14 protein-coding genes are annotated in these 17,645 nt (G+C 46.1%); 9 read left to right on the top strand and 5 right to left on the bottom strand.

All coding sequences use genetic code 11. From position 1 onward, the window contains the following. Positions 1-81: 81 nt before the first annotated feature. The 4 genes from QUB61_RS32455 to QUB61_RS32440 all read right to left on the bottom strand — a co-directional run bounded on the left by QUB61_RS32455 (position 82) and on the right by QUB61_RS32440 (position 4,472). On the bottom strand, positions 82-828 hold the full coding sequence (locus QUB61_RS32455) for a hypothetical protein (protein ID WP_333133579.1): 747 nt from the start codon (positions 826-828) through the stop codon (positions 82-84). A gap of 670 nt (positions 829-1,498) precedes the next feature. After that, complete coding sequence (locus tag QUB61_RS32450; protein ID WP_333133578.1) at positions 1,499-2,221, bottom strand: pyridoxine 5'-phosphate synthase; 723 nt, start codon at positions 2,219-2,221, stop codon at positions 1,499-1,501. Between the two features lie 187 nt (positions 2,222-2,408). Further along, on the bottom strand, positions 2,409-3,194 hold the full coding sequence (locus QUB61_RS32445) for a nucleotidyltransferase domain-containing protein (protein ID WP_333133577.1): 786 nt from the start codon (positions 3,192-3,194) through the stop codon (positions 2,409-2,411). A gap of 270 nt (positions 3,195-3,464) precedes the next feature. Further along, the gene (locus tag QUB61_RS32440) at positions 3,465-4,472 is read right to left on the bottom strand and encodes a calcium-binding protein (protein ID WP_333133576.1); all 1,008 of its coding nucleotides are present in this window, start codon (positions 4,470-4,472) and stop codon (positions 3,465-3,467) included. A gap of 761 nt (positions 4,473-5,233) precedes the next feature. Here QUB61_RS32440 and QUB61_RS32435 point away from each other — a divergent pair. The 7 genes from QUB61_RS32435 to QUB61_RS32405 all read left to right on the top strand — a co-directional run bounded on the left by QUB61_RS32435 (position 5,234) and on the right by QUB61_RS32405 (position 14,499). Next, positions 5,234-6,094 (top strand): Tab2/Atab2 family RNA-binding protein, encoded by an 861-nt coding sequence (locus QUB61_RS32435; RefSeq protein ID WP_333133575.1) that lies wholly within the window; start codon positions 5,234-5,236, stop codon positions 6,092-6,094. Positions 6,095-6,642: 548 nt separating this feature from the next. Then, positions 6,643-7,938 carry a TldD/PmbA family protein gene (locus QUB61_RS32430; protein WP_333133574.1) on the top strand — a complete coding sequence of 432 codons (1,296 nt, stop codon included), beginning with the start codon at positions 6,643-6,645 and terminating at the stop codon, positions 7,936-7,938. 264 nt (positions 7,939-8,202) lie between these two features. Continuing rightward, on the top strand, positions 8,203-9,162 hold the full coding sequence (locus QUB61_RS32425) for a GDSL-type esterase/lipase family protein (RefSeq protein ID WP_333133573.1): 960 nt from the start codon (positions 8,203-8,205) through the stop codon (positions 9,160-9,162). Between the two features lie 17 nt (positions 9,163-9,179). Then, entirely contained in the window at positions 9,180-9,878 is a 699-nt protein-coding gene (locus QUB61_RS32420; protein ID WP_333133572.1) for a haloacid dehalogenase type II, read from the top strand. 249 nt (positions 9,879-10,127) lie between these two features. Beyond that, positions 10,128-12,935: a chloride channel protein gene (locus QUB61_RS32415; RefSeq protein ID WP_333133571.1), complete on the top strand. Its 2,808-nt coding sequence runs from the start codon at positions 10,128-10,130 to the stop codon at positions 12,933-12,935. A gap of 197 nt (positions 12,936-13,132) precedes the next feature. Beyond that, positions 13,133-14,254 (top strand): glycosyltransferase family 4 protein, encoded by a 1,122-nt coding sequence (locus QUB61_RS32410; RefSeq protein WP_333133570.1) that lies wholly within the window; start codon positions 13,133-13,135, stop codon positions 14,252-14,254. Between the two features lie 11 nt (positions 14,255-14,265). Further along, positions 14,266-14,499 carry a hypothetical protein gene (locus QUB61_RS32405; RefSeq protein WP_333133569.1) on the top strand — a complete coding sequence of 78 codons (234 nt, stop codon included), beginning with the start codon at positions 14,266-14,268 and terminating at the stop codon, positions 14,497-14,499. 153 nt (positions 14,500-14,652) lie between these two features. Here QUB61_RS32405 and QUB61_RS32400 read toward each other — a convergent pair whose 3' ends face one another. Then, positions 14,653-15,588: an exopolyphosphatase gene (locus QUB61_RS32400; RefSeq protein WP_333133568.1), complete on the bottom strand. Its 936-nt coding sequence runs from the start codon at positions 15,586-15,588 to the stop codon at positions 14,653-14,655. Positions 15,589-15,654: 66 nt separating this feature from the next. Here QUB61_RS32400 and bioF point away from each other — a divergent pair, with 66 nt between their 5' ends. Both bioF and pirA read left to right on the top strand, forming a co-directional pair. After that, positions 15,655-16,827, top strand: a complete 1,173-nt coding sequence (gene bioF / locus QUB61_RS32395) for an 8-amino-7-oxononanoate synthase (protein ID WP_333133567.1) — start codon at positions 15,655-15,657, stop codon at positions 16,825-16,827. A gap of 318 nt (positions 16,828-17,145) precedes the next feature. After that, the gene (gene pirA, locus QUB61_RS32390; RefSeq protein ID WP_172185012.1) at positions 17,146-17,295 is read left to right on the top strand and encodes an arginine synthesis PII-interacting regulator PirA; all 150 of its coding nucleotides are present in this window, start codon (positions 17,146-17,148) and stop codon (positions 17,293-17,295) included. Positions 17,296-17,645: the final 350 nt, after the last annotated feature.

Raw genomic sequence — 17,645 nt, 5'->3', positions numbered from 1 at the left:
CGCCCGTCCAAAAAGGACGGGCGGGACGCCCATCCCACAATAACAATTAAAATTGTAAGTTATTTAATTCGCGATCCTTAGCTATCGCACAGAAACTCTGATCGAGGGCTTGATCGGCCTGTTGGCAACTACGAGCACCCGGTAGATTCCCGACTCGGGAAGTTGAGCAAAAGTTTGACCTTCGCCTTGATCCAGGAGTTGTCCCGACGGAGATTCGATCGCCAGATCTAGATTTTTGTTGCTAGCAGTTACCCTGATTGTCTGTCCTTGTTTGCCTGGAACCGTGATGGGCTGGATTTGGTAGCCGGACATTTTGAGTTTGATTGTGGCTTCTTTTTCCCTGAAGGCTATGGGAATTGCGCGATCGGGCCTATAAGTCCACTTGGCGTTAAAGTCGCGTCCGAGTACGAAGCTGCTAGTTTCACCTTTGGGGGTAACTCGCACGCGGTAGATGCCGGACTCTGGCAACTGGCCGATCCACTGATTGTCTGTTTTTTCAATAACCCCCATATTTTCACCATTGGGACTGTACAGTTCGGCTGTCAGTTGTCCCGCCCACAGGGAGAGAGTGAGTTCCCGCCCTTTGACGCCTTCAAAAATATAGGTGGTGGGTTGGTTGATGGTTTCTCGAATTTCCGAACTTGACATTCGCTCAATGGGTTCGAGGTTGGGAACCGATCCAGAGGTAGCAGGTTTGTTAAAGGTTTCTGTAATTTCCGAGGCAGCCATCCGCTCGCTCGGTGCAATTTTTGGCGCTACAGGGCCGGCAAATACTGATTTTACCGTCATCATGAGTAGCATTCCAGTCAGTAAAATTAATTTTTTCATGTCGCACTTCCGATTGGTAATGAGTTGTATATGGTTACTTGTGTTTGCCTGTTTTCACCGGATCTCATCTGGCGATCGGCTATACCAGTATGGAGAATACACCTAAATATCCCCTACTTGCACAAAAGCTGCTGGTCGCAAATGGGCAGTGCGGGAGCTAAGTAGTAGCCTCCGTTTGTCGGGACATTTCAATGATACTGCTTAGGCATAATATCATCCGAGAATATTACTAATTTGCTCGAGGAAAATTCAAGCTTTCTCCGAGGATATTGCTAAAAAAATGCCTAGGCCCAAAAAAGGCGGTGTCAAGGCTCTGGGAGGAGCGTTGCTACTAGAAAACGGCTAGCACCTGCACGGGGTGACTGCCCCTACTGTTACTTAGGGTTGGACGATCGCCTAATTATGTAGGGCGATACACACCGCACCTTAAGCTGTTGCGGCATTTAAATTGTATGTCAAAAAAAATCAAAGTCTTGTGGGGTGGGCGTCCCGCCCGCCCTGAATATACAATTTAAATGCGCGACAGCTTACCATATTCGTAGCGTGTCAAACCACTTTTTGCGTAAGTTTTGATCTTGTAGGGTTTGTCGGGGCGGATGCGAGTTAGTATGTCTGATACAAACGAGTTTACCACTGCCCAACCCCCCCGACCACACGAGGTTAATTTGTACTACGAACCTGACAGAATTTTCAGGTAAGCTTGTACTGTGTTGAACAAGCCCATTTCTAGCGCTTCCGCAATTAAAGCATGACCTATCGATACTTCTAGTATATCAGGAATCGAGCAAAATTTAGGTAAGTTTTGCAAATTTAGATCGTGTCCGGCATTGACTCCCAAACCTGCTGATTGAGCCGCTTTAGCTGCCAACACATATTGTTGAAAAATAAATTCTACTTGGCCTTCGCGAAAAGCAGTTGCGTAGGGTTCCGTGTACAGTTCTACTCTGTCTGCTCCAACTTCTTTTGCTAGCGGCATGAGAGCTGCATCTGCGTCCATAAACAGACTGACTCTGATGCCGTTATCTTTTAATTTTTGAATAATTGGTAAGAGGCGATCGCGATTTTTGGGAATATTCCAACCGCTATCCGATGTTAGCACGTCGGGAGCGTCCGGCACCAAGGTGCACTGAGCCGGTTTTACGTCGCAAACTATATCCATAAATGGCGGCTGAAACGGATTTCCTTCGATGTTGAACTCGACGGTTAGCATTTTGGCTAATTCGTAAACATCGGCAGCTTTGATGTGCCTTTCGTCGGGGCGGGGATGGACTGTAACGCCGTGGGCTCCGGCGGCGATTACTGTTTTTGCGGCTTCCGTAACGCTGGGGATACCGATGTTTCGAGAGTTTCTGAGGAGGGCGATTCTGTTGATGTTAACGCTGAGTTTAGTCACGGGATGTTAATCTTTAAGGTTGATGCTACTATAGCCTTTCTCAGTAACATGAGGTGCTCTCGCGGGCATAGGGCATAGGCCTCCGTGGGCATAGGCCTCCGCGGGCATGGGCATAGGACTTGCCCCCATACCTCACCACGCTTGAGAACCGCTATATATTAATCGCTTTGGGTACGAAACATTGAGCCTATTGCGGTAGTGTTAGGGCATTCTTAGAGTAAAATTTAGCTTCTGCAAGCGGTAAAGTTTCTGCAAAAAAAGCCTCAGCTATTTGCTGTTTGGCAGCCAAATCTTCTAGGTTTGCGATGCAGAAAAGCGGTGCGACGCGATCGACTATTGCGGGCGGAAAGTCTCGGCTAAAATATTTGAGTTCAAAGTCGTATCTGTGCGGACGGTAAATCATTCCCAGCAGTTCGACTAAGGGTAGAAGCGTCCAATTGTGATAGTTGCCGATCGCATCTACTAAATGTCGGCGATAAATCTCTTTTTTTACCAGAGGTTGCAGCAAATCAAAACGGATTTTAATTTCGTTGAACCTGGCTAGCATTTGGGAAAAATGCTTGTTTGTATCCAAATGAGGCGGTACAATTAGATTAGCTTTGTCAAAGGCGATCGGTACATTCCCGTGCCGTTCTATTTCTAAAAATTCGTTATGGCTGCTGCGCCGGAAAACAGCAAAATCAATTAGCAAAAACGGCGGGGTTTCTTTGAGCCGCCAGAAGCACTGCGACTGACCGTGCCAAGCGGGTTCTGGAACTCGATATTTGAGTTCGATTTCGCCCATTTCTGCGAGGGCTTTTTCAACAATATCAAAGGTTTGTGGCACGCAGTTATCTTCAACCACAACGGCAATATCGAGGTCTGACCACTCGTCGGTGTATCCGTGGGCTGCTGAACCTCCTTGCCACAAACCGAGAACAAAATCTAAAGGTTGTAAGGTTGAAACAATCTTTTCGAGAATGATTTGTCTCATGGAATCAAGCTAAATTCTTATGGTCCCGGACGCAAGTGTCAAATAGAGTAATGTGCTCTACTATCCCAAACCCAGGATAATCCGTCCCTAACTCGGTCCGGGGCATCCTACAAGTCGATTGCAGCCTGACAGTTGCGTCCAGGACTGTCTTACTTTTGATTGTAGCGCTAATTCTGTAAAAGCAGTTGCAAGCAAAGTGCCAATAAAATCGGCAGCACAAGCGGCTAGCAGCAATAGCTGCTAACCGCTTGCTATTAACTATTAAAAGTGCTATCCGATTAGGCTGAGAGTTGTGTCTTGAAGTCCGACCATCAACATTGAGTTGGGCTCGATTGTTGAGGGGGCTTTACTCATGATAACGCCCACAACACAAACATAGGGAAGGTCATTAGAGGCAGCGTCCGCGGAACAGAGGATAGCAGTATCTTCAATGAGATCTCCGTTGACATCACAGCCAGCTAAACGGATTACATCGCCTGGGGAGGAGACAATTTTGATCCTGTCGCCTTCGGTGTAGTTGAAGTTGAAGTCGCAAATACGAGGGGCAAAACGAGCATCATTCATTGACATATGGCTGGGCAAAATAAAGTCATCTGCTCCTACTCCGCCCATTAACAAGTCACGACCACCAGTGGCGATCAACAAATCATTGCCCGCACCTCCAGTCAATTCATCACTGCCCCATCCACCTCGCATTACGTCATTTCCTAGTCCGCCGAATAGCTGGTTGTCTCCCTCAAGGTCCAGAAGCACATCCTCGCCCTTACCGCCAGCGATCCAATCGTTACCTGCACCGCCCCGAAGCAGATCGTTGCCGCTAGCGCCAAACATTAGATCGTCACCTGCACCGCCGTTAACGATATCGTTGAGGTGACTGCCGAGGATTTTATCGTTGCCATCCAAAGCACAGAGCGCTCCTAATTGCGCTGCATCTTCTGGTCTACTTTCTATGAGGTTATCAGAGTTATCTGCATCAACAAAGCGATTTGGTGTAACTCCTGAAGTGGGGCTACTAATTGTGGCTAACCAGCTTTGAAGCTGGTTCGCACCCGTAAAAACATTGGCCGCGTCGTAGTTGACGTTATAAGGAATGGCGCTATTTGCAAGAATCTCAACGGGGAAATGCTCGGTGACTCCTGAACTCAGAGAATTGCTGCGCATTGCCGCTGGAATTTGAAAGAAGTCTTGGTCTGATTTGATTGAAGTGACCGTACTGTAAAAGTGTTGGGCAATCTGGTCTAGAAAACCTTGGTCTCGAACCTGACCGCTGGGTGTCACTACCTGTCCTGCCGGGGTAACGGTGAGGTGATTAGCACCTGTGATGTTTTGCCCGGCTTGGCTGTCGAAGATGGTTTGCAGCAGATCGTCAGGAATTATATTTTCCGGGAGCTCTGGATCCGGGAGCTCTGGATCCGGGAGCTCTCAATTGGGGTCTATTATATTTTCTGCCATTTGACTTGCCTACCATTGAAAGTAGGTTTAATTATTTCTAATAATACATCAAAAATATTTACATTTTTATTTTTTTTCGTAATTTGTAGGGTTTATACCTATTATAATAGTTTTTGCTTGCCGTTTGTCTTTTTACAAAGGTGGTATGATTAAAAATGATGTAAAAATATTTTGTTTTAATACATAAAGATAACAAAAGTAAAATATTAATAACTTTTGTGTAGTTAACGGTCTTTGTGAATTTATGAGTTTCGGCTTTTATTGAGATTATATCAAAAAGATTTTTAACCGCAGATGAAGGCAGATGAACACGGATGAACGCAGATTTTGTGAATCAGTACATTAGAAAATGTTGAGAGGTTAAATTAAATTTGCTCTAGGTTTTATTGTTGATAAATTCAAATGATGAGGCTAGGGGAGAGTTGAGGCTTTTTTCGAGCATTTGGTTGAAAATTTGGTGCTGCTGCAGTCGATGGGGAAACTCGGTGCAGTGGTACAGGCATTGAAAATTAGTTTTCAATCATTATTATGAGAAACCTGCCCGCTGTCCGGTAATATGAGAAAGGATTAATTTTTAACAGCGCGGCATGGCTACTATTTGGGAACTCGACTTTTACAGCCGTCCAATCCTAGACGAGCGAGAGAAAAAAAAATGGGAAGTGTTGATCTGCGAAAGCCCGCTGAATGTAAGCGACAAGGCCGAATCTCTGTTTCGCTACTCGCAATTTTGCTCGAGTTCTACCGTGAATTCCCTGTGGCTGGCTGGCGCCATTAAAGATGCGATCGCCGCGGCACCGAAACGACCCGAAAAAATCCGCTTTTTCCGCCGTCAAATGGGGAACATGATTACTAAAGCCTGCGAGGACTTGGACATTCCCGCCGCCTGCAGCCGCCGCACTCTCGCCCTCAGCCTGTGGCTGGAAGAACGGATGCAAGAGGTTTATCCCGCCGAACCGGGCTATCAACCGGTTGTGAACCCGAGCGTTCAATTTATACCCGAAACGCCAGTGGCCCTGCCGGATGCTTTAATGGGCGAAAAATGGAGGTTTGTGAGTTTGCCGATCGCGGCTTTTGACGAAATGTCGGAGTGGGATATCGGATTTGGCGAAGCTTTCGGGCTGCCGATGACACGCCTCGCCCCGGAAACGCAAATTCCGGGACTGATTATCTACTCGTCGAGAGCAACCGCCCTGGCAGGTTGGATGTCGGGTTTGGAGTTGGCTTTTCTCAAATTTGACAGCGGCCCGCCCGCTAGGCTGGTATTAGATACCGGAGCTAACGATCGCTGGATTTTAGCTAATCTCAGAGACGCAGCAACTGAGAGAGAAGCGAAAGCATTTGAAGCAGCGAAAAAGCAAGCAAAAAAAGTACATTTCTTAGCAATTCAGTCAAATCCCGAATCGGAATCTTTCGCAGGATTTTGGCTGCTGCACGAACTAACTATTTAGTCGCTCGCTTGGCAATAACTGATATCTGGCAGCATTCTCAATTAGATTTAACCAACCAGTTTTTTTGAGAAAAAATCTCGGCTTTGAGATTTGACCTGCAGCAAGAAAGCTGGTTTCTGACCCCGCCCAAAAACGGTTCCAAGCCCCAGACTCCTGTCGTGGAGAGATCGCAATTTTAGATTCTAGTTCAAGATCCAAGATTCATCTGTGGAGTAAATCTCAAATCTCAAATCGACGCTAAGGCTTGGACAAGATGCAAATAATCACAAATGCGCAGCATCTTGTTATCCCCAATTATATAGCGGTTCTCAATAAAATGAGGTACACACCGCTCGCAACTGATGCCCACACCAGGCCTATGCCCTATGCCCACGGAGGCTGCGATAGCACCTCATGTTACTGAGAAAGGCTATGCCAGTTTCCCAAAAGAATCTAAATGTAGGCTCGTGCTCCCAACCCATATCCAGTAAGTCATTGCCAATTCTTTAATCGAAAATCGAAAATCGAAAATCGAAAATCGAATCGCCCATTACCAACCACCGACAACAATGACCAATTACCAATCAGCAGAACAACTGCTAGAATTAGCCACCAAAGCAGGGGCCGAAGCTGCTGAGGTATTGGAATCGCAATCGCTCTCGCGGCCGGTCTTTTTTGAAGCAAACCGCCTCAAACAGCTAGAAACTGCCCAAGCAGAAGGCATTGCCCTACGGCTGTGGCGGGACGGGCGGCCGGGTTTGGCGGTGGCCTACGGGCCGGTGGAACCGCAAATTTTGGTGGACAGGGCGATCGCGCTTTCGCAACTCAATGAACCGGAAACCATCGAACTCGGCACCGGTGAGAAAGTTGTTTATCCCGATCGCGGAGTGTCGGTGCCTGCCGAACAGCTAGTAAACTGGGGAAAAGAGGCGATCGCGATCGTCCGCGAAGCCTATCCCGAAAGCCTCTGCACCGCCGAACTCGACTGCGAAATCGAAAGCACCCGCTTGCTGAACACCAGAGGCTTGGATTCCAGTCACACCGACACCACCCTCAGCGGTTACTTGTCAGCAGAATTAGTGCGGGGAGAAGATTTCCTCAACGTTTGGGAAGGCGAAACCGAACGCGGCACCCTCGACTTAAACACCAGCGCCAGGCGAGTTTTGCAACGTTTGGAATGGGCGAAAGACAATGTAGCCCCCCCCACGGGCCGCGTGCCGGTGCTGTTTACAGCCAAAGCTGCCGATTTACTGTGGGGGACTGTCTGTGCGGCGTTGAACGGCAAACAGGTACTCGAAGGCGCTTCGCCTTGGAACGATCGTTTGGGATCTCAAGTGACATCGCCGCTTGTCACCCTCTCGCAGCAGCCGGATATCGGGCCCTATAGCTGTCCCTTTGACGACGAAGGTACTCCCACTCGGGCGATCGTCTTTATCAACAAAGGAGTGTTGCAGCTATTTTATACCGATCGCACCACCGGTCGAGCCTTGGGTAGCGGCACTACCGGCAACGGATTTCGCCCGGGTCTGGGCAGCTATCCCACGCCGAGTTTGTTCAATGTTTTGATTAAACCAGGTTCGCTTTCGCTAATCGATTTAATCGCTCAATTAGACGACGGAATTGTAGTCGATCAAATGCTTGGCGGCAGTGCCGGAATTTCCGGCGATTTTTCGATTAACGTCGATCTCGGCTACCGAGTTAAAAAAGGTCAAATAGTCGGCCGAATCAAAGACACAATGGTAGCCGGCAACGTTTACAGCGTCCTCAAACAATTAGTAGAATTGGGAGGAGACTCCGAGTGGAACGGTTCTTGCCACACACCATCTGTAATTGTAGAGGGATTGTCCGTCATCGGCAAAAACTAATCGAGAATTGGTAATCGGGAATCGGGAATCGGTAATTGGTAATAAACTTTTGAGTTTTAAATTGGGAATCTTAAGTTAAAAATTTTTACCTGCCAAACTCAACATTTAAAACTTAAACTTACTAGCAAATTCCCCATTCCCAACTATCAATTATCTAGCCCAACTGCCGGGTATTCTCTTAGAGTCTAAACCTCTATTCCTCGATCAAATTTGAGCCATTACGCATCCTACACATAAATTCAACCTCTCAAATCTCAAATAATTATGCGTATTTGTTTTATTGGCGATTCTTTCGTAAACGGTACGGGCGATCCAACATATCTTGGTTGGACAGGACGAATTTGCGCGGCCGCTTGCGGCGGGCAAAGACAGGATATTACTCATTATAATTTAGGAGTGCGGGGAGAAACCAGTGCTGATATAGAAACTCGGTGGTTCAGCGAAATTTCTGGCCGCTTGCCTCACTACGGCGACGGCAGAATAGTATTTTCCTTTGGCGTCAACGACACTTACCTAGAAAATGGAAAAACTCGCGTCGAACTTGAAAAATCAATTGAAAACCTCCGCTATATTCTCAAGTCGGCTAAAGAATTATTTCCCGTTTTAATGGTAGGTCCACCGCCAGTTAATGATGCCGCTCGCACAATCAGAATAGCCAATTTATCCGAACATTTTTCGGAAGTTTGCAGCGAGTTAAACGTGCCTTATTTAGATATTTGCACTCCTCTGCAAAAATCAGAATTTTGGTCGAAAGAGGTTACCGAAAATGACGGTTCCCATCCCCGTGCCGCCGGTTATACTGAATTGGCTAAAATAGTTCACAATTGGGACGGCTGGAAAGCTTGGTTTAAAAATATCAATAAATCTGATAAAAAAACTGTTACCCTATTCCGAGCCGTCGGCAAAAAAGAAATGGAATTAATTAAAGAAAGCGATTTCCTGGCATTTCCGCCCCGGCTGCCTTTTCAGCCTATGTTTTATCCCGTACTCTACAAAGCATACGCCATAAAAATTGCGCGGGATTGGAATACAAAAGATGCAGCATCGGGATATTTTGGCTATGTAACCCAATTTCAAGTTTTGGCTGAATTCTTAAAAAACTATTCCGTCCAAACCGTCGGCAGTTCGATTCACAAAGAATATTGGATTCCGGCAGAAGACTTGGCAGAATTTAATCGCAATATTATCGGAAAAATTGAAATATTTGCTGAATATCAACCGTAGAATAGGAGCAATGACAGATGTTAGATTTTAATCAATTTGAAGTTGTAAGTTTTGACTGCTACGGCACTCTCATAGATTGGGAAAGCGGAATACTGCCAGTCTTGAGACAATTGCTGTCAAGTCGCAAGATAGATTTGAGCGATGACGCAACTTTAGAGCTGTTTGCTGAATTTGAATCTGAATTTGAAAACTCCCAAGATAATTATATCAAATATAGGGAAATATTGCAACAAATAGTGCAACAATTCGGTAAAAGGTTTAATTTTGAACCGACAGAAACAGAACTCAAGTGTTTGAGTGAGTCCATCAAAAATTGGCAGCCATTCCCGGATACAGTCGCAGCTTTGGCAGCACTCAAGCAAAAATACAAACTGGCGGTAATTTCCAACATTGATGACGATTTGTTTGCCGATACGGCAAAACATTTAAAGGTCGAATTAGACTGGTTGATTACAGCAGAACAAGTGCGATCGTACAAACCGTCAACTCGCAACTTTGAAATCGCCCTAGAAACAATGGGAATTCCTTGCGAAAAACTGCTGCACGTTGCTCAGAGTATATATCACGACATTGTACCCGCCGCATCAATGGGAATATCAACAGTTTGGGTAAATCGCAGACACGAGAAAACAGGATTTGGGGCGACACTGCCGGCCAGCGGCCAGCCAGACTGGGAAGTGCCGGATTTGAAAACATTGGTGGAGGCTATAGGGTAAGCTGTGTTGCATCTAGATTGCCTATGGTATTAGAGAGGGAGAGGGGGTGAAGGGGAGAGGGGGAGAGGATTTGACGATTTTTGATCGGGACTCGAAATATACAATTTAAATGCACAACAGCTTAAAAAAAATCGCAGATAGACATCAAATCCGGTAGCATCGGAATTACAGCAGATTTCAGGTAAGTATCGAAGGATTTTTTGCTAAAGTGCGATCGAGCAGACAATTCTCAGACTATCTACGCTATTTATGCCGTATATAACTATCCCTAAACAATTTAGGGAACCTTCCAGGGTCATCAAATCTCAACTGTTTTTACGGCCGAAACGCCTCGCTATTTTTGAAGCTTGTCTGATCGGTTTAATTTCAGGACTCGCTGGGGTTTTGCTCAAATCAGGAGTCGGATGGCTGGGCAGTTGGCGAGTTGCTACCTCGACAGTAATTCCAGCTTGGATATTACTTCCGGGCGTCGGTTTATGCGGCGGGTTGCTGACAGGTTTCTTGGTTGAGCGTTTTGCTCCCGAAACTGCAGGCAGTGGCATTCCTCACGTCAAAGCTGCTCTCGGCGGAGTCAATCTTTCCTTAGATTTGCGAGTAGCTGTCGCCAAACTTATGGCCACTATTTTAGCAGTTGGTTCCGGTTTAACTTTAGGCAGACAAGGCCCCACTGTGCAAATAGGAGCATCTTTGGCCGGCTGGATAGGTCACTTGATGCCAACTTCCCCAGACTACCGCCGACAATTGATTGCTTGCGGTGCTGCGGCAGGATTGGCTGCTGGTTTCAATGCTCCCATTGCAGGAGTTTTGTTTGTAGTTGAAGAACTGCTGCACGACGTTTCGGGATTGACTTTAGGGACTGCAATTATCGCTTCATTTATCGGTGCAGTTGTCTCGCAGCTTTTGGGCGGCGATAGTTTAAGTTTGAACCTTCGCGCGTACCAAACCAGTTTTGATGCTCAGGAAATCCCGTTTTATATACTGTTAGGAGTTTTAGCGGGATTGCTGGGAGCTTTGTTCACCAAAGGGATTATTGCTAGTTTGCAATTTAACAAGCGCTCGCTCAAATTAGCTTTGCCCGCGCGAGTGGCTCTAGCTGGCATAATCTGCGGTTCAGTAATAGCTTTTCTCCCAGAAAGTTTCCGCAACAATACGGGTTTGCGGGAGTTTCTGCTGACCGGGGAAGCAAGCGGCATAACGAGTTTAATTGCTTTTGTAGCTCACTTTTTTCTGACAATTATTTCCGCTGCTTCTGGAGCTCCGGGAGGATTGTTTTCTCCTTCCCTAGTTATGGGTTCTGCACTCGGTCACATGGTGGGCATTGTGCAGGCTGATTCCCTGGGCGTCGGTTTGCCGGTAACTTACGCTTTGGCGGGAATGGGAGCGTTTTTTTGCGCGGTTTCTAGAGCGCCGATTACTGCGGTAGTAATTGTGTTTGAAATTACGGCGGATTTTAAATTAGTGCTGCCTTTGATGATCTGTTCTGTAGTTGCTTATTTGGTCGCGGAAAAGGTGGACAGTGGCTCTTTGTCCGATCGCCTTTTGGAGTTTAACGGCATTCAACTGACGCAGGCAAAAGCTGCCAGCAATACTTTGAGCGACTTGCACGCAGATGACGTGATGCAGCGCCGAGTTGAAACTCTTTCAAGTCTGCTGACTTTCGATGAAGTGATGCAGGCATTTTCGCGATCGCACCACCGAGGATTTCCAGTCGTTGAAGATGGCAAATTAGTCGGAATTGTCAGTCAAACCGATTTGGCAAATGCCAGCGAGCGCAATTTTTCCGGAAACTCGCTGCTCAAAGAATTTATGACTCTACACCCGATCGCAGTCAAAGCAAAGGATACTTTAAGCGAGGTATTGTACAGGCTCAACAACTACAATATCAGCCGTTTGCCAGTCATAGAAGGCCGCCGTTTGGTAGGAATTATTACCCGCAGCGACATTATCCGAGTTGAATCCGATCGCCTCAGCGGAGAAACAACCCAGGGCCCGCATCCAGAACCTTCCTATGTCGTCTATCAAACCAGGGCTCCGCAAGTCGGAAACGGTCGTTTATTAGTGCCGCTTTCCAACCCCCAAACAGCACCCGCTTTGCTGCGGCTGGCCGCGGCGATTGCGCGCGATCGCAATTACGAATTAGAATGCCTGCAAATCATCTTAGTACCGCGCAACAGTTCCCCCTCAGAAAGCGCAGTGCGGACAACCAAAAGCCGCCGCCTGCTGCAACAGGCCGAGCGAATTGTTCGCAATTGGAACTTACCGGTCCACACTCAAATACGGGTAGCTCATGACGTGCCTAACGCGATTTTGGAGACAATTAGGGAGCGCCACATCGATTTAATTTTGATGGGCTGGCAAGGCGAACTTTCCACAAAAGAACGCATTTTTGGCGATGTAGTCGATACCGTAATTCGGCAAGCAGGCTGCGAAGTAGTTTTGGTGAAGTGGAGCGAAAAACTATTAGCAAAACGCAAAAAAAATGAGTTTTCCGCCCCTTTCAGCGGGCGGAAATATGCGTCTATAGAATGGGAGTTAAATCCCGAAAAAGTTGACGGCGCCGAGAATCCCCGGGCGAGATCCTCAGATTCATCAGCGACTCCAGAGACTGAACTTTCCCCGCCGAATTCAGACATTCCAGGGCCAGAATTGGGGCTGCACACGCTGATGGGTTTGCAGCGCTGGTTGGTACCTATTCGCGGAGGTTACAAGCAAGCTGCCGCTTTGCGGCTGCTACCGGCTTTGGTGGCTGCGAGTGCTGTACCGGAGATTAAATTGTGTCAGGTTCACCAGCCTTCTGTTGAACCCGATCGCCGCGAATTAAAGCAAGCAGCGGAGTTTATCCAGCGCCGGGTTAGCTGTTCGATCGTAGCGACTTCGGTTTGCGCTCAATCGGTTTCTGATGCTTTAATTGATTTGGCTCAGAACGATCGGTGCGATGCGATCGTCCTGGGAGCTAGCCGCGAAGGGCTGCTGAAGCAGGTGATTCAGGGGAACATCCCGGAAGCTGTGGCGCGCGGGTGCGACTGTACAGTCATTTTAGTGCGATCGGCCAATTAGTCATTAGTCATTAGTCATTAGTCATTAGTCATTAGTCATTAGTCATTAGTCATTAGTCATTAGTCATTAGTTATTAGTTATTAGTTATTAATTATTAGTCTTGTTCCCTGGCTCTGCCTGGGAATACATACCCGGAGGCTCTGCCTCCAATGCCCAATGCCCAATGCCCAATGCCCAATGCCCCATTCCCAATAAATATGGTTCACTTTAACGTTAGCTTTCAACAATTTAACTCCTTCGCCGACATTACCCTATCCCTGGCAAAAACCTTAGACAAAATGGGAATTCCTATTTCCGTCCAACCTTCGACAATTGCCTCTCACCTCACCCGCAATTCCACACCCGAAGAAAACGACCTGCTAGAGAAGTGGATGAACACCGCACCATCAGATTTATTTCACATAAAATGGTCTCATTACTGGAAACCTTATTTTTTAAAAGAACTCAACGGTCATCTCAACTTAGAACTTTTTGCGATCAATTACGAATTCGCTCAAAATACTGAGGATTATGATTACTGGATTTACGATGCTGTCAATAACTTATCCCACAAACTAGCCGTCAGCCAATATTCTAAAAACGTTTTAATTAATGCTGGATGTCCGGCGGCCAACGTATCAGTCATGCCTCTCGGCTTCAATCCTTTAATCTCGCAACTCTATGTTCCCAGACCGCAAAAAACCCCAAAAGATGTAAAGTATATTCTGCACATGACCAATTCTTTTGATTTGTATAGATTTGGCACGGATCTCGCCATTCAAGCTTTTTGTGAAGAGTTTAAAAATGATTCCACCGTAGAGTTAATTATCAAAGATGGTGGCAAAAATCCAGATGTTATAGTGGAACATATCCTCAATATCGAAAAACACATCGGCAAGTTAAAGTCAAAAATTATGATCGTCCCTAAATTTTGTAATAAAGCAGAACTAGCTGATTTATACTTGTCAGCCGATGCTTTTTTAGCTCCGTTTCGCGGCGAGGGTTTTGCGATTAAAATTTTGGATGCCTTTGCTGCCGGTTTGCCCGTCGCTATGACTATGTACGGCGGCCCGACTGAGTACGCCAATCCTGATAACTGCTATCCCATTGCTTACAATCTAATTCCCGTCGGAAAGTGTTACGATACTCAGAATCTAAAAATCAGAAATGCTCCTCATTGGGCAGAACCAAATGTTCAGTCTGTTCGCCAACAGTTGCGAAAAATTGTTGAAGACCCGATGCGTTTTCAGGTAGCTCAAAAAGCTAGAGAAACGGCGGATCTATTTAATTGGGAAGCTGCGGCTCAAAAATTGCTAAGATTAATGCGAGAATTGTTTTAGGAGCGGAAATTATGGGACTCGAACGCAAAATGTTTAGGGGAATGTTTTTACCCGGGGAAGTGGTACAATTGAAACAGCCTTGTTTTACTCCTGGGCGATTGTTTGAGCCAGGAAAATATAACGCTGATGAGTTGCCGGATATCGCTTTTGAGATGGGTTTGGTAGACCATTTGCCGCCAGTCAAAGGCAAGAGCTCAGAAAATCTCAATGCCCAGAACCCGCCAGCTCAAAACCTTGAGGACTAAACTCCCGTTTGCAGTAAGGACTTCAGTCCAGAAAATTCCCGTTTGCAGTAAAAACTTTAGTCCAGAAAATCCCCTTTTCTAGTAAGGACTTTAGCCCTGAAAATTAAAATAATCAAAGACTCAAGTCCTGACTGCAAAAAAGATAAAGCCAATTTAACCATTTTGCTGTATCTGGGCAATTAACTCTTTCAAAACTTTACTAGCTTTATCATTCTCAATCTGACAAGTTCCGGCATTCTGGTGTCCGCCGCCACCATATTTTAACATTAACTGCCCAATATTAGTTTGAGAAGTTTTGTTAAAGATTGACTTACCCACTGCGAAAACAGTATTTTGTTGTTTCAGTCCCCAAAGTACGTGAATAGATATATTGCACTCGGGGAACAAAGCGTAAATTACAAAACGATTCCCCGCATAAATCACCTCTTCGTTGCGCAAATCCAAAACAACTAAATTATTATAAACTTGGGCGCAGCGCTGTAGTTGATATTTAAATTTTTCTTCTTGCTCGAAGTAGAGGTCTACTCTTTCTTTCACATCAGGAAGCTGCAATATTTCCTCGATGGTATGATTTTTACAGTAATCGATTAACTGCATCATTAACTGATAATTGGAAACCGTAAATTCTTTAAACCTTCCCAACCCGGTACGGGCGTCCATTATGAAGTTTAACAGCACCCATTTTTCCGGATGCAGAACCTCTTCTTGGGCAAATTGAGCGGAATCTGATTTGTCAACTGCCTCCATCATCGCCTCGGAAATATCAGGAAATTTTGCTTGACCTCCATAATATTTGTACAACACCCTAGCTGCGGAAGCTGCATAGGGATCGATGATGTGGTTGATTTTGATTTTGTCGTGTCTGAGAGTTTCGCTGAAATGGTGATCGAAAGCTAGATGAACTCCCTCAACATAGGGTAAATTAGTGCTAATATCGTTATTTGTTATTTCGATTTTTCCATCCTGCATATCTTTAGGATGCACGAATTTAATCTCGTCGATAATATCGAGTTCTTTGAGCAAAACGGCACAGACAAGACCGTCAAAATCGCTGCGGGTGACTAATCTGTATTTTTTAGTGAGTGGCATATGCTTCTGCGATCGGCAAGGAATGATTATAAGACAATATAACTTATTACCCGATCGCTTTCCAATATGAACCCTGACCCTTACGCTTGGATAGAGAAGTCCCTCGACACTATTCGCCGCGCCCATTGGCATCGATCGCCACAATCGATCGAAAGTTCCCCCGGTTCTGTGGTAAAATTAGCAGCCCGTCGGCTGATTAACTTTGCCAGCAACGATTATCTCGGACTTGCCGGCGATGACAGGTTAATTCAAGCAGCTATGGCTGCAACTAAGGAATTTGGTACGGGTGCGACGGGTTCGAGGTTGCTAAGCGGACACCGCGATTTGCACCAACAGCTAGAACAGGCTATTGCTAATTTAAAACAAACTGAAGATGCTTTAGTATTCAGTTCCGGATATTTGGCGAATTTAGGGGCGATCGTATCCGTTGTCGGCAAGCGCGATTTAATATTATCTGACAAGTACAACCATTCGAGCCTGAAAAACGGAGCCGCACTCAGCGGTGCAACTGCCCTAGAATACAGTCATTGCAATCTTGAGGATTTAACAGCCAAGTTAGAGCAAAATCGGGCGAGATACCGCAAGTGTTTAATTATTACCGATAGCGTCTTTAGCATGGATGGGGACTTGTGTCCGCTACCGCAGTTGTTAGCTTTGGCCGGAAAATTTAACTGCATGGTATTAGTAGATGAAGCTCACGCTACAGGAGTTTTCGGTGTTAGCGGTGCCGGTTGTGCAGAACATTTCGGGTGTACGGGAACACCGCTGATTCAAGTGGGGACACTCAGCAAAGCTTTGGGAAGTTTGGGCGGCTACGTTGCGGGCTCTGCTGCTTTAATTGATTTTCTGCGCAATCGAGCTCCGAGTTGGATTTATACTACAGCATTGACGCCTGCTGACGCGGCGGCTGCTTTGGAAGCTGTGAGAATTGTACAGCAAGAACCAGAACGCCGAGTTCGGTTGCGACAAAATATCGAAACTTTCAAATATTGCGCGATTACCAATCACCAATTACCAATTAGCAATTCCCTCTCCCCAATTTTCAGTCTTCCGTTAAAAGATGCAGCCTCCGCTTTAACAGTCGGCAGCAAACTCAAGGAGATGGGTATTTTTGCTGCCGCGATTCGGCCTCCGACTGTAAGCGTGAGTCGAATTCGGATTTCGCTGATGGCAACTCACGAGCTCGCACACCTTCAGCAGTTGGTAGAGGCGCTGCAGGAAGTTTTGAGTTTTGAGTAAATGTTGGGTGCGCCATAAGTACCTTACCCTTCGAGTAAATGTTGGGAGGTGGGGAGAATTTATACTTATGCCGAATCCTTTCTGCCGAATGCAGTCTAGCGTTCTGCAGCTCTAGCTTTCTGCCGAATGCAGCTCCTTGCTTCTGCCTTTTTTTTTTATTGTCAAGATATCTCTATTGACTTATGGCGATGACTATACACTATTGTGGTCGATCGGTCAACAACTGTAAATTTTTGGTAAATTTAGATACTTTTTGAAATTTAGCGCTATATTAGAGAAGTAGCAGGTACACCAAAATCAATATAAGGAACGTCCACCATGAACACAAATCGTCAAAACGTAAAAAAAGTAGCAGAAACCCACCGCGCTAACATTCACAAGCAACTGATGCACCGCATAGAAGTAGCGAGATCCAGTGGGAACCAAGATTTGGTTCGGGTGCTTGAAGAGGAAATGAGACAGCTTTAAAGAAGCTGCAACAAGAATTTGCCCGTAGTTTGGTTTAGAGGGTTGTGCGAGAAATGCAGAATTCCGGCAACCACTACCTGTTAACTTTTCACTCCTCTCTTAGTTGGTAGCAAAAACCCCGGTTTCTTCAAGAAACCGGGGTTTTTTATGGAGAAGTCAGAAGAAAGAAGGAAGAGGGAACAGTCGAGGACGCACAAACTTTATCTGTAGGGTGCGCCGGGCCGCGCACAGAGACTCTACCAATAGCGGATTGAACCATTTTTTGCGTAAGTTATGAAGTCAGGAATGAGAATTAAATAACTTCCACAAGTTTGTGGGATGGGCGTCCCGCCCGTCCAAAAAGGACGGGC

Origin of the sequence: Microcoleus sp. C2D2 (assembly GCF_036702495.1) — a bacterium.
Taxonomy (GTDB): domain Bacteria; phylum Cyanobacteriota; class Cyanobacteriia; order Cyanobacteriales; family Microcoleaceae; genus Microcoleus.
The sequence above is the reverse complement of the archived record's forward strand: the minus strand, read 5'-3'. Positions and strand labels throughout refer to the sequence as shown.

Coding starts and splice junctions, on each gene's coding strand:
- QUB61_RS32455 (WP_333133579.1), bottom strand. CDS start 828: ATGAAAAAATTAATTTTACTGACTGGAATGCTACTCATGATGACGGTA.
- QUB61_RS32445 (WP_333133577.1), bottom strand. CDS start 3,194: ATGAGACAAATCATTCTCGAAAAGATTGTTTCAACCTTACAACCTTTA.
- QUB61_RS32435 (WP_333133575.1), top strand. CDS start 5,234: ATGGCTACTATTTGGGAACTCGACTTTTACAGCCGTCCAATCCTAGAC.
- QUB61_RS32430 (WP_333133574.1), top strand. CDS start 6,643: ATGACCAATTACCAATCAGCAGAACAACTGCTAGAATTAGCCACCAAA.
- QUB61_RS32425 (WP_333133573.1), top strand. CDS start 8,203: ATGCGTATTTGTTTTATTGGCGATTCTTTCGTAAACGGTACGGGCGAT.
- QUB61_RS32420 (WP_333133572.1), top strand. CDS start 9,180: ATGTTAGATTTTAATCAATTTGAAGTTGTAAGTTTTGACTGCTACGGC.
- QUB61_RS32415 (WP_333133571.1), top strand. CDS start 10,128: ATGCCGTATATAACTATCCCTAAACAATTTAGGGAACCTTCCAGGGTC.
- QUB61_RS32410 (WP_333133570.1), top strand. CDS start 13,133: ATGGTTCACTTTAACGTTAGCTTTCAACAATTTAACTCCTTCGCCGAC.
- QUB61_RS32405 (WP_333133569.1), top strand. CDS start 14,266: ATGGGACTCGAACGCAAAATGTTTAGGGGAATGTTTTTACCCGGGGAA.
- QUB61_RS32400 (WP_333133568.1), bottom strand. CDS start 15,588: ATGCCACTCACTAAAAAATACAGATTAGTCACCCGCAGCGATTTTGAC.
- bioF (WP_333133567.1), top strand. CDS start 15,655: ATGAACCCTGACCCTTACGCTTGGATAGAGAAGTCCCTCGACACTATT.
- pirA (WP_172185012.1), top strand. CDS start 17,146: ATGAACACAAATCGTCAAAACGTAAAAAAAGTAGCAGAAACCCACCGC.